At 43.0% G+C, this 13,089-nt stretch carries 6 protein-coding genes; all 6 read left to right on the forward strand.

Annotated features, from left to right (window positions below; translation table 11 throughout):
* The first annotated feature begins 55 nt into the window (after nucleotides 1-55).
* The 6 genes from BWD42_RS01050 to BWD42_RS01080 all read left to right on the forward strand — a co-directional run bounded on the left by BWD42_RS01050 (nucleotide 56) and on the right by BWD42_RS01080 (nucleotide 13,087).
* Nucleotides 56-1,570, forward strand: a complete 1,515-nt coding sequence (locus tag BWD42_RS01050) for a RagB/SusD family nutrient uptake outer membrane protein (protein ID WP_077435669.1) — start codon at nucleotides 56-58, stop codon at nucleotides 1,568-1,570.
* Nucleotides 1,571-1,858: 288 nt separating this feature from the next.
* On the forward strand, nucleotides 1,859-4,948 hold the full coding sequence (locus BWD42_RS01060) for a SusC/RagA family TonB-linked outer membrane protein (RefSeq protein ID WP_254846151.1): 3,090 nt from the start codon (nucleotides 1,859-1,861) through the stop codon (nucleotides 4,946-4,948).
* Between the two features lie 11 nt (nucleotides 4,949-4,959).
* Nucleotides 4,960-6,528, forward strand: coding sequence for a RagB/SusD family nutrient uptake outer membrane protein (locus BWD42_RS01065; RefSeq protein ID WP_077432632.1), 1,569 nt, complete (start codon nucleotides 4,960-4,962; stop codon nucleotides 6,526-6,528).
* 18 nt (nucleotides 6,529-6,546) lie between these two features.
* The gene (locus BWD42_RS01070; protein WP_254846152.1) at nucleotides 6,547-8,001 is read left to right on the forward strand and encodes an alpha-L-fucosidase; all 1,455 of its coding nucleotides are present in this window, start codon (nucleotides 6,547-6,549) and stop codon (nucleotides 7,999-8,001) included.
* A gap of 36 nt (nucleotides 8,002-8,037) precedes the next feature.
* Nucleotides 8,038-10,512, forward strand: a complete 2,475-nt coding sequence (locus BWD42_RS01075; RefSeq protein ID WP_077432634.1) for a glycoside hydrolase family 2 protein — start codon at nucleotides 8,038-8,040, stop codon at nucleotides 10,510-10,512.
* A 4-nt stretch (nucleotides 10,513-10,516) separates the two neighbouring features.
* The gene (locus BWD42_RS01080; RefSeq protein WP_077432635.1) at nucleotides 10,517-13,087 is read left to right on the forward strand and encodes a glycosyl hydrolase family 95 catalytic domain-containing protein; all 2,571 of its coding nucleotides are present in this window, start codon (nucleotides 10,517-10,519) and stop codon (nucleotides 13,085-13,087) included.
* Nucleotides 13,088-13,089: the final 2 nt, after the last annotated feature.

Below are 13,089 nucleotides of genomic sequence, written 5' to 3' on the forward strand. Positions count from 1 at the left end.
GGTGTAATAGTTTTTAGCAAGATGCTGGAAATAAAACCCATTAAAATTTATGCTAATGAAAAAGATAACTCTATATCGTATGATACTTACGACGCTGTGTTTTACCAGCTTGTTTTCCTGTACAAAACTAAACGAAGAACCGGTAAGTATTTTGGATCCTAAGCAATATTTTAAAACCGAAGCGGATGCTGAGGCTTCCGTTATGGGAATTTATGGACTTTTGGCCAATGCAGATTTTTATGGACGACGATTGACCATGGTACTGCAATTGCTGGGAGATGACATTGATATTGCGGATATTGGGACACAGTCTAGTCGTATTCAGCTCAACAGTTTTACACACGATGCAAGCAACCAAGATCTGCTAGCCGTATGGAAAACCGCTTATTTGGGTATTGGTGCGGCAAATGCCGCGATAGATGGTATTCCGGCTGTTACCATGAATGAGGCTAAAAAATCCGCACTTATCGCCGAAGCGAGATTGCTACGGGCTTTGTATTACTATCACTTGGTTCAACTATTTGGGGACATTCCCTATATTAGCGAATTCGTCAGTGATCCAAGTAAGGTAATTGCTATCAGCAAAACTCCGGCAGCAAAGGTTTATGACAATATCATCGCGGATTGCGAATATGCCATAGCGAATTTGCCGAATACCTATGCCAACAATAATAAAGCGAGACCATCTAAGGGCGCCGCGCAGACTTTGTTGGCTTCGGTCTATATGGTCTTGAAAAAATGGGATGATGCCGCTAAGATGGCTGAGGCTGTAATCAATGATGCAAACAAATACCAGTATGCCTTGGTCAAAGACTACAATAGCCTATGGGATGCCGATCTTGGTTTTCAGACCGAACATGTTTGGGTAGTTGACTTTTTAGGCGGAATTACTGGTGAAAATGCATCCAATCAGGATTATACCGCCCCAATGACGGGGGTACGGGATGCTGATATGTTGGGATGGAGTGTCATTGTACCGTCCAATGGCGTATATGCAAGCTTTTCCGATCAAGATTACAGAAAGAAAATCAGCTTCCTGACCGAAACACCTGTAAAAGGAGTGATGACCCCTTATCAAAAATGGAAATGGCCCCGTATACATACCGCAAAATGGTGCCTGCACCCGGGAGCTAATGCCGGGGCGGATGGTTCTGATTCTGATATCAAGCATGTTATCTTTCGCTACGCCGAAGTTCTTTTAATGGCTGCTGAAGCTATAAATGAGAGTAAAGGTGGACCAACAGAGAAAGCCTATAGTTATATAAATGCTGTTCGGGCCAGAGCAAGATACACACCGGCGGGAGTACAGAATTTTCCAGCGGATCTGACAGTAGGTATGACACAGGCTGACTTTCGAAAAGCAGTGCAAGAGGAACGCCGTGTCGAATTGGCTTTTGAATGGAAAAGATGGTACGATATCAAACGCTGGGGACAGGTCGTGGAGGCATTTACAAGACAGGGTGCTTATGAAAGCCAGCCAAAAGTAAAAGATTTTCACGCACTGATGCCTATTCCTCAGGATGAAATCGCACGTAATAACAATTTACTACCTCAAAATCCAGGGTATTAAACCTCAGTAGCATACTCCTTTGAAGCAAAAAAAAGAAAATATCAACCTATTCGTAAGTTGATATTTTCTTTTAATAAGTATATAAAAAGCATTTTTCAGGCCCTATTCAATAGTGAATCAGCAATTGAAAATAAGATTTTTTTAAAAATCCGTTTAATTCCGCTGAAAATCGAGGGAAAAGACATTTTTTCCACTTATTTGAACGAAAATTCTCCCTTGGGAAACCCGCGATTTTTGATATTTGGTTTCATTTATTGAGTTCAAATAACCACATAAACCAAGAGAACTATGATAACACCGATAACCAAAACGGTAGGGAAGGGTTTGCTTTTATTTTCGCTGATGAGTATGACTGCGCCAAATGTATTTGCCCAGTCTCAGTTAAAAATAACCGGAAAAGTAACCTCACCTGCGGGCGAACCACTCGCGGGGGTGACAGTACAGATTAAAGGCGCAAAGAATGGGACTGTTACAGATGTATCCGGCAATTACCAAATTATAGCTAAAGATATCGATGTATTGATCTTTTCTTTAGTAGGTAGAGAAAAAGCAGAAATAGCTGTTGATAAAAAAGATCATATCAATCTTGTCCTACAAGAATCAAGTAGTCTTATGGATGAAGTTGTCGTAGTAGGCTATGGAACCCAGAAGAAGAGTAACTTAACAGGGGCTGTTGCGGCAGTGGACGGAAAAACCTTGAACAAGCGGATCGCAACAAACCCTACACAATTACTTCAGGGGCGTATGCCGGGACTTCGTGTGACACAGGGCTCCGGAGAGGCCGGGAATGAAAATGTGAATTTACAGGTTAGGGGATTGGGCTCTTACGGTGCATCTTCTGCGCCATTGGTCATCGTAGATGGGATTCCTGGTAGTTTGGAAAACCTGAATCCACAGGCGATTGAAAATATTACGGTATTAAAAGACGCCGCCTCCGCAGCAATCTATGGGGCAAGAGCTGCAAACGGTGTCATCCTAGTGACAACCAAACAGGGTAAATCTGGAAAGGCACAATTGAGTTACGATTACAATGTCGGCATCACAAAGGCTTCAGCATTGCCTGATTTGGTCTATAATTCGGTAGATTATATGAGCCTATATAATCAAGCTGCTAAAAATTCAGGTATTACCAATGCGAATTCGTTTTTCAGCCAGGAAATGATCGACGCCTATAAAAATGCGACGGATAAGACACTTTATCCGGATTTCAACTGGTTGGATGCCGTATTTAAAACGGTACCTGTGCAAACGCATAATTTAAGTTTAAGTGGTGGTGCTAATGGAACCAATTACAACGTCATCCTTGGCTATGTTGATCAGCCCGATATTATGATCGGCACGTCCTTTAAAAAGTATAATTTGCAGTTGAACCTCAATTCGAAAATCAATGATCGAATAAGTTTTGGTTCGAGCATTACGCTGAATTACGGTGATCGAAAATATCCAAGAAATGGAGCCGAAGATCAGTTTCTGTCAACAATAAGCCAATCGCCGTTATATGGTCCAGTACTCCCGGATGGTAGTGGTCGATATACTTCCAGGGCATATCCTTTTCAGTCTCCCAATAAAAACCCTGTAGCCGTTGCTGAAAATGCATTCACAAGGCTAAACAATTATTTTATGCAGGGAAATATTTTTGTTAATATAAAATTACTGGATGGCTTGGAATGGAAAACCAGTGGCGGTCTGACTTATGGATTTACAAAAAACTACACCAACAAACCTGTAATCAACCAGTACATGTGGCAGGCAAAACCAGATGCGCTTCCGGCGCGACAATTGGACGTTGGTGGCCAAGGATTGGAAGTGACGGATGATAATAATGTCTATCCTGTAGGTTATACCCAACTAACGTATGATAAGTCATTCGGAGACCATAATCTAAAGGTATTGGCAGGTACACAGACCGAATATAATAAGGCGCAAAAATTATTTGGCAGCAGATTGCAGTTCCCAAATAAGGATTTGCTGGAATTAGATGGTGGCGGCGCAGGACAGCAGTCTAATAGTGGTATCACGAATGAATGGTCGCTAAGGTCCTATTATGGTCGTTTGAATTATGATTACAAGGGTAAGTATCTCTTGGAGGGAAATGCCCGTTATGATGCTTCTTCACGTTTTCCTGAGAATCGTAAATGGGCCTTTTTCCCATCTGTATCGGCAGGATGGAAGATCTCAGACGAGGCTTTTTTTGGCGAGCAGCTTAAAGAAACAGTGAATGAAGTCAAACTTAGGGCTTCCATCGGAACCTTGGGTAATCAGAATATTGGCAATTACCCCTATCAGACGGTTTACAGCTCTGCTTTTGCCTATCCATTTGAAGAAAACCTACAACAGGGCGCACGTCAGGTTGCCATGGCAAATGAACAGATAAAATGGGAGAGCACCCGGGTACTCGATTTTGGTTTTGATCTTGGATTCTGGAATAATAAACTGACAGCCTCCTTTGACTGGTACAATAAAGTCACCTCTGATATTCTTTCCTCGTCGACAGCATTCCCTTCCTATATTGGTCTGACGGCACCGACGGTAAATTATGGAACGCTCCGTAATCGAGGGATCGAACTCGGACTGCAATACCGTGAAAAAATAGGTGAGGTTTCGCTGACATTGAACGGAAATATTCAGGCCAATCGCAATAAGGTTATAAAATATGGAGCTGAACGTATTTCGGGCAATACAATTACCCGTGAAGGTCTACCCTATGGCAGTTTTTATTTATTGGAAAGTGTAGGCATATTTCGCTCTAAGGAGGAGGTTGCAAATTCGCCAAAACAACAAGTGCCAGCACAACCTGGTTATTTGAAATTTGCAGATGTCGATGGCGATAATATGGTGGATAATAATGATCGCGTTGTTGTGCCAGGAGCATTCCCAGATTTTGATTATTCCTTTAATGCAACAGCAGTATGGAAAAATTTTGATTTTACAGCATTTTTCTTTGGATCTCAAGGCCAGAAAATATTTGTTAGCGAATGGGGAATCGTTCCTTTTAGACAAGGGGGAACTTTCACCCGTGAATGGATGGATGCCTGGACACCGGAAAATCCAAATGCATCGTTGCCGATTGTAGGCTTAGATAATTCTCCTGCAGCAAATAATGTCAGGACAGCCTCGACATTTTTCCTGAAAGATGGATCTTTCTTGCGATTGAAAAATATTCAAATCGGATATAGTCTTCCGCAAAGCACATTGTCGAAGGCAGGTATCTCAGGTCTTCGGGTTTATTTTGCCGCAGATAATCTGCTTACTTTTTCGAAGTTCCCAGGTTTAGACCCTGAAAGAGGTGTTTCCAGCAGTGGTGGTGCTACCTCAGGACGCTATGTAACCCATCCTCAAAATAAAGTTTTTGCATTTGGTGCAAATATCACCTTCTAACTGATGAGATCATGAAAATTAAACTTAAAAAAACATATCTATATTTTTGTTTGGCGGCTACCACAGCGCTGGGCAGTTGTGCAAAAGATTTCTTAGATAAAAACCCAACTGATAAAATACCGGAATCTACTTTTTGGAAAACTCAGGCAGACGCAGACCTCGCGCTATCGGGTGTGTATGAATTCCTATGTCGCGGCTATAACTCTACATCTTCTTCCAACGCGAGAGGGGGATGGGGCGGAGCCAGCATGTTTTGGGACGGGCTTTCCGATGACGCATTTATATCCAGTACGTCCAATAATTTTAACACAATTTCTAGAGGCGGATTGACCTCAACAACAGGCGGTATGCAAGCTGAAGGCTACGAAATCTCCTATCAAGCAATCGCGGCTTGTAATAAACTGATTGCGAATATTGACCGAATTACCAGCATGAGCCAACAGGATCGGGATCGGTATAAAGCTGAGACGCGTTTCATTCGTGCACATTATTATTTCTTGCTGACTAATCTCTATGGTGATGTACCCTTGATACTTGAGCCCTTGGGGATGGATGATGCCAGTGCTAGACTGGGAAGGGCCGAAAAAGGCAAAGTAGTAGAAGCTATTTTGGCAGACCTTGATTATGCCATTGAAAAATTGCCAAATACGGCCTATAAAGGCCACGCTGTTAGGGGGGCTGCCCTCGGTTATAAAGCAAAGGTATTATTGACAAATAAGAAATGGGCTGAAGCCGCCACAGCGGCAAAGATGGTGATCGATGAAAACAAATTCTCGATCTATCAAGGTGGATACCGGGATTTATTTAGAAAACCCGGTCAAAATGGTAATCCCGAAATCATGTTTTCAGCACGCTTTTTACCACCTAATATGTACAGTCCTGCGGATATGATGTATTCTTATTTAATGACGGTACAGCCTTTGGGGTATCTCGTAGATTCATACCACTGTATTGATGGTAAAGATATCAGTACTTCTGCCAAATATGATGCGAAAAATCCGTATGAAAATCGTGATCCGCGATTGAAGGCATCTATTATCTACAGTGGCGTATGGCGTGGTACGACAGCTTCCTCCGCATTTGATCCTGTAGCAGCGGATGTTAAGGGTGGCTTCTTACCTAGAAAATATATCAATGAAGCCAAATGGCCCACCAGCTATGCTACGCAAAGTGACCAGGATTGGGTATTTCTTCGTTATGCCGATGTGCTGTTGATGTATGCTGAGGCAAAAAATGAAAGCGTTGGACCTGAGCAAACTGCAGTAGACGCGTTGAATCAAGTGCGTTCGCGCGCAGATGTTAAAATGCCTTTGTTGGAATTTAGTTCTTCATTGACTAAGGATGAATTTCGAGATATTATCCGCCACGAGCGACGTGTTGAACTAGCGCTTGAGGGGCAACGTTATTTTGACCTGAAGCGATGGGGAGTCATCAAACAGGTCATGGATAACACTAAAGATCCCGATGGTGCGATGCGCTTATTTGCCGCGAGAGATACCCTTTGGCCGGTTCCGCAATCTGAGGTAGATATTGCTAAAACTTTGGGAAATGATAAATTTAAGCAAACAATAGGATTCTAAAATATAACCAAGATAGGTATGAAGACTAAACTCAACATGTATAAAATAGTATTGCTGATACTCTTGGTATCAGGAATGTCAAGTAGCACATCGATGGCGCAAGAAAATAAGCTTCCTGATAGTCTGCGCATGAAATGGTGGGAGGAAGCCAGATTTGGCATGTTTATCCATTGGGGGGTATATGCGCAATTCGGTGGGGTCTATCGTGGTCATGAGCAAGCTCGAGGGGGAGCAGAGTGGATTATGAACCGTTCAAAGATCCCCGTTGACGAATACCAGGCAATGGCAGCTCAATTTAATCCGATACAATATAATCCAGATGAATGGGTACGTATGGCGAAGGATGCCGGTATGAAATACCTCATTATCACAGCCAAACATCATGATGGTTTTGCGTTATTCGAAACAAAAACCAGCAAATGGAATATGGTTGATGCAACTCCCTATGGTAAAGATCTGTTAAAACCTTTAGCTGCGGCTTGTAAAAAGTATGGCATTAAATTAGGATTCTATTATTCGCAAGCACAAGACTGGAATAACCCAGGAGGTTCAGCTGCTCGAAAACTCATGCGGGAAGGTTGGCCAAATCCGGATTCAGCGAAGATTGATGCGTATACCTTAGCGCACAAAGGCCATTGGGATCCCAAGCAAGAGGCAGCGAGCTTTGACGACTATATCAAAAATGTGTCTGTACCACAGGTGAAAGAACTGTTGAGCAATTATGGCGACATTGCTGTGTTATGGTGGGATACACCAACAAATATGACTGATGAAGCCGCAAGTATGCTCCAGGAACAACTGCGCCTGCAACCCAATATTATTACCAATGATCGTTTGAAAAGACCAAATTTTCCTGGCGACACCAAGACGCCAGAACAGAAAATTCCTGATTGGAGCGAATTAGAAGGAAAGCACTGGGAAACTTGTATGACGATGAATGGAACCTGGGGATATCGTACCTCTGACCATAAATGGAAGTCGGCGGAAACATTGATCCGTAATTTGGTTGATATCGCATCCAAAGGCGGGAATTATTTGCTAAATGTTGGTCCGAAACCCGATGGTACCTTCCCACAGGAAAGCATAGATAGATTGGCGACGATAGGGAAATGGATGAAAACAAACAGCGAGGCTATCTATGCGACCAAAAGCAGTCCTTTGCAGCCTTTTGATTGGGGAAGATGCACAATGAAGGAGCAGGGCGACAAGACCCTGCTTTACCTGACCATATTTGACTGGCCTCAAGATGGAACGATCGTTCTTCCAATAAAGAATAAGGTTTTAAAAGCTAGTTTTTTAGCGAATGGTAAAACACTTAACGTGAAATCGCAGTCTGATGCGATCAAAATTGAAGTTTCCAAACAGGCAATTGATCCTGTCGCAACGGTGATCAAAATGGAGTTGGCTGGAAAACTAGAAAGAGATAAGACAGCCACAGCAAAGAAAATGAAAACTGGAGCCTTGGATGAGTAATCTGGGACCAAAGATTAAGAAAAGAGAAGCACATTAATGATAACAGAAAATAAATTTTATAAAATACTTACACTGCTCTTGGGATTTGGCGCTTTACAGATCCAGGCTCAGGAATCAAAGCGAATCGATCAAGAATGGGATTTTCTAAGGAGTGATCTTGGGGGGATCTGGGAGGCTGTCCGGCCTGTAGGAGCAGGCAATCCAGAATCTGTTCCACTATGGCAAACCGTTAGTTTACCACATTGCTATAATGCTTTGGATGCGGTTGATCCCGATGTCAATTATTATCAGGGCCCCAGTTGGTATCGAAAGAGATTAACGATCGAAAATCCTTATTCAAATGGTCGTACATTGCTCCATTTTGAAGGTGCAGGACAAAAGTCCACGGTTTATATCCATACGCAAAAAGTAGGAGAACATGTTGGGGGATATGATGAGTGGACAGTAGATATTACTGAGGCGGTCGAGCAGTTTAAAAAAACGGAAGCCTATAAAACACAGTTTAAAGGAAAGATACCTGTTTCAATTCGGGTAGATAACTCACGTGACCTCGAAATGATTCCCTCGGATCTTTCCGATTTTAATCTTTATGGAGGTATCTATCGCCACCTGAATTTGAAATATGTACCACAGACGGCCTTAGAAAAGGTCTTTGTTAGCCCTACAGTGGATGTGGAGGGAAAGCAAGGTCTGTTGCAAATCCGTGGTCGGCTATTAACAGAATCCAACAGCTCAAATTTTGATGTCGAAACGCAGCTTTACGACCCTTCGGGTAAATTGCTTGAGCGTCAGACGCCGGTTGTTCGTTCGGTGGAAGGATCTCTTGACTTTGGAAAATTAACGGTTAAAAAACCAGCATTGTGGAGTCCGGATCATCCCGCTTTGTACCGTTTGGTGACCATCGTTAAAAGCAATGGACAGACATTTAAAGAAGAGACCGTTTTTGGTTTCCGGCATGTAGAATTTAAAGCGAATGGTCCCTTTTTGCTAAATGGAAAAAGATTGTTGCTCCGTGGGACTCACCGTCATGAAGATCATGCTGCCGTAGGAGCAGCGATGACGGATGCACAGATTCTACAGGAAATGACGATGATGAAAGAAATGGGGGTCAACTTTATTCGATTGGGGCATTATCAGCAAAGCCGCAGGGTGCTCGAAGCATGTGACAGCCTCGGTATTTTAGTCTGGGAGGAAATCCCTTGGTGCCGTGGTGGCTTGGGCGGTGAAATCTATCAGCAACAGGGAAAACGTATGCTGACAAATATGATAGAGCAGCACTATAATCACCCTTCGATCATTATCTGGGGCCTAGGTAATGAAAATGATTGGCCTGGCGATTTCCCTGAATTCGACAAAGAGAAAATCAGAACATTTATGCGTGAACTGCACGAACTTTCCCACCAATTGGATCCCAGTCGGAAAACAGCCATACGGCGTTGTGATTTTTGTAAAGATATTGTCGATGTGTATTCACCTTCTATCTGGGCCGGTTGGTACCGTGGCGTATATACAGATTATAAAACGGCCTCGACAGAAGAAATGAAAAAGGTCAAACATTTTCTTCATGTGGAGTGGGGTGGAGATAGTCATGCTCGTCGACATGCCGAGGATCCGGATCGGGCATTAGCCAAAATAGAAGGTGATGGTACCACCGATGAGCGGGCTGGTGATGCATCGCTCATTGGCGGTGCAGCAAGAGTTTCCAAGGATGGTGACTGGAGTGAGAGCTATATCTGTAACTTGATCGATTGGCACCTCAAGGAACAGGAAACCATGCCATGGCTTACCGGTACCGCTTATTGGCCCTTTAAAGATTTTTCTACACCTGTTCGGCCTGATAATCCGGTTCCCTACGTCAATCAGAAAGGTGTCGTCGAACGCGATTTTACGAAGAAAGAATCCTATTATGTATTTCAATCGTACTGGACTTCAAAACCTATGTTGCATATCTATGGACATACCTGGCCTGTTCGTTGGGGACAGACTGATGAAGCGAAGATGATTAAAGTATATTCTAACGCGAAAGAAGTCGAGCTATTTGTCAATGGTGAAAGTCAAGGGGTCAAGAAAAGAAATAGCCAAGATTTCCCCGCTGCTGGATTGCGTTGGATGGTAAAGTTACGTGAAGGGAAAAATCAGCTCAAAGCAGTTGCGAAAAATGGCAAGGAACTACTGACAGATGAAATCGAACAAGTGTATCAGACTCAAGCCTGGGGACAACCTACAAAATTACAGGTTGAAGAAATTGCACGGGAAGGTGATATCATAACGGTGCAGGCCAAAGTGCTCGATAAAAACGGGATCCTTTGTCTGGATGCCAAAAACTGGATTTATTTTGATGCAACGGGAGATGGTGAACTGATTGTTGATCAAGGCACATCAATCGGCGCCAAAAAAGTGCAGGCATACAATGGAAGTGCCTGCATACGATTGCGTCTATCCGAGGGGAAGGCCGTTGTCTCAGGACGCTTGGACGAATCAAAAAGTACATTGTTGACAATTGAAAAATAGTGCGATGATAAAATTGAACAGTAATTTGAGCATTTTACTATTGCTCGGGATAATGGGGACTGTGAATTACGGTTTTGCACAGCATAAACAGAAGAAGCTGGAACTTTGGTACGATAAACCTGCTGCTTATTGGGAAGAAGCATTGCCATTGGGCAATGGTACAACTGGGGCTATGGTCTTTGGCGGGGTAACGAAAGATCGTTTTCAGTTGAATGATAATACCTTATGGTCGGGGGAACCCGAGGCTGGCAACAACCCCAATGGTCCCCAAATTTTACCATCAGTACGTGAAGCCGTTTTAGCGGGCAAATATGAAGAAGCTGCTGCCCTCTGGAAGAAAATGCAAGGTCCTTATTCGGCACGTTATTTACCTATGGGCGATCTATGGTTAGATTTTCACCAAGACGAGAAAGCGGTGAAAGCTTACCGAAGAGATTTGGATTTGGAACGGGCAGTAAGTACGGTAAGTTATACTTATCAAGGTGTGCAATATCAACGGGAAAGTTTTGTCAGTTATCCGGACAAAGCTTTGGTTATTCGCCTGAAAGCAGATCGAGCAAAATCGATAACATTCGATCTATCCATGACGAGTAAGCTTAAAAGTACTGTTTCTGCAATCGGTAGTGATATGTTAAGTCTCGTGGGGAAAGCACCGAGTTTTGTTGCAAATAGGGATTATGAGCCTAAACAGGTGGTTTACGATAGCATTGAGGGAAAGGGGATGACTTTCGAAATGCGTGTTAAGGTACAGGCAAAAGGAGGAAAAGTACAACAGGAAAAAGATAAGCTTCGTATTACGGGAGCCGACGAGGTATTACTATTGCTGACAGAAGCGACCAGTTTTAACGGTTTCGACAAATCGCCAAGCCAAGCAGGAAAAGATGTAAAAACAGCAGTTAACGGTTTGATGAAACAGGTTGCTGCTAAAAATTTCGCAACATTGCTTGCTGATCATCAGAAGGATTACAGATCGCTATTTAGCAGGGTAGATTTTGAACTGGCCGGAATGTCAACACATGCAAGTTTACCGACAGACCAGCGCATTATGCAATTTTCCAAAGGACCTGCCGACCTTGATTTATTGACGTTGTATTATCATTTTGGACGTTATCTACTGATTGCAAGCTCGCGACAGGGCGGTAGACCGGCCAATTTACAGGGGATTTGGAATGATCATGTACAGCCACCTTGGGGAAGTAACTACACCACGAATATCAATACTGAAATGAATTATTGGCTGGCGGAAAATACCAACCTGTCCGAATGTCATCAGCCATTATTTGATTTTATGGAAGAATTGGCCGTTAATGGAGCTAAAACTGCTGCCGTAAATTACAACATAAAGGAGGGCTGGGTGGTCCATCATAATTCAGATCTGTGGGCCAAAACTTCTCCTCCTGGGGGATATGAATGGGATCCAAAGGGAATGCCGAGATGGTCTGCATGGCCAATGGCTGCGGCTTGGTTCAGCACGCACCTGTGGGAGCATTATCGCTTTACTGGAGATAAATCTTTTCTTCAAAATAAAGCTTATCCACTGATGAAGGGGGCAGCGAAGTTTATGTTACACTGGTTAATTGCTGATCCTGAAAATAAATACCTGATCACAAATCCGTCTACATCACCTGAGAATACGATAAAAATAGCAGGAAAGGAATATCAATTGACCATGGCCTCCACAATGGATATGGCCATTATCCGCGAGTTATTTACCGCGGTAATTCGTTCTTGCGATGTGCTACAGGTTGATCCTGAATTTAAATCGACATTGGAACAGGCGAGTGCAAAATTATATCCCTATCAGGTTGGACAATATGGTCAACTGCAAGAATGGTTTAAAGATTGGGATGATCCCAAAGATCAGCATAGACATATTTCACACCTTTTTGGACTTTACCCGGGTAACCAGATCAGCGTTACAGCAAATAGTGAATTGGCCGCTGCGGCAAAAAAATCGTTGCTTCTGCGCGGTGATGTGAGTACCGGTTGGTCGATGGCTTGGAAAACAAATTGGTGGGCAAGATTACAGGATGGAAACCATGCCTATAAAATACTTAAGGATGCATTGAATTTTATTGATCCCAAACTGGACCGCGCTCAAATGAGTGGTGGTGGTGCTTATCCGAACTTATTTGATGCACATCCTCCGTTTCAGATCGATGGAAATTTTGGTGCTACGGCCGGAATGACTGAAATGCTTTTGCAAAGTCATGATGGTGCAGTTCATTTATTGCCCGCATTACCCGATGAGTGGTCCGCGGGACATATCAAGGGAATTAAAGCAAGAGGAAACTTTACAGTCGATATGGATTGGAAGGATAATAAATTGCAAGAGGCGCGCATCGTTTCCAATATAGGTGGAATATGCAAGTTACGGACCGCTATGCCAGTGAAAGTAATTGGAACGAATGGGAATAAAGTCAATGGGGCTGAAAATGAATTGCTATACAAACCAAGTTCATTGAAATACCATATCCTTGACCGCGAAAAATTATCGCCTTTATCAACCAAAGAAACTTTTGAAATTGAATTTCAAACAGTGAAAGGAAAAGAGTACCGCATTATCCCGATATAGCT

The sequence above is a fragment of the Sphingobacterium sp. CZ-UAM genome, from assembly GCF_002000245.1.
Classification (GTDB): Bacteria; Bacteroidota; Bacteroidia; order Sphingobacteriales; family Sphingobacteriaceae; genus Sphingobacterium.

Coding starts and splice junctions, on each gene's coding strand:
- BWD42_RS01050 (WP_077435669.1), top strand. CDS start 56: ATGAAAAAGATAACTCTATATCGTATGATACTTACGACGCTGTGTTTT.
- BWD42_RS01060 (WP_254846151.1), top strand. CDS start 1,859: ATGATAACACCGATAACCAAAACGGTAGGGAAGGGTTTGCTTTTATTT.
- BWD42_RS01065 (WP_077432632.1), top strand. CDS start 4,960: ATGAAAATTAAACTTAAAAAAACATATCTATATTTTTGTTTGGCGGCT.
- BWD42_RS01070 (WP_254846152.1), top strand. CDS start 6,547: ATGAAGACTAAACTCAACATGTATAAAATAGTATTGCTGATACTCTTG.
- BWD42_RS01075 (WP_077432634.1), top strand. CDS start 8,038: ATGATAACAGAAAATAAATTTTATAAAATACTTACACTGCTCTTGGGA.
- BWD42_RS01080 (WP_077432635.1), top strand. CDS start 10,517: ATGATAAAATTGAACAGTAATTTGAGCATTTTACTATTGCTCGGGATA.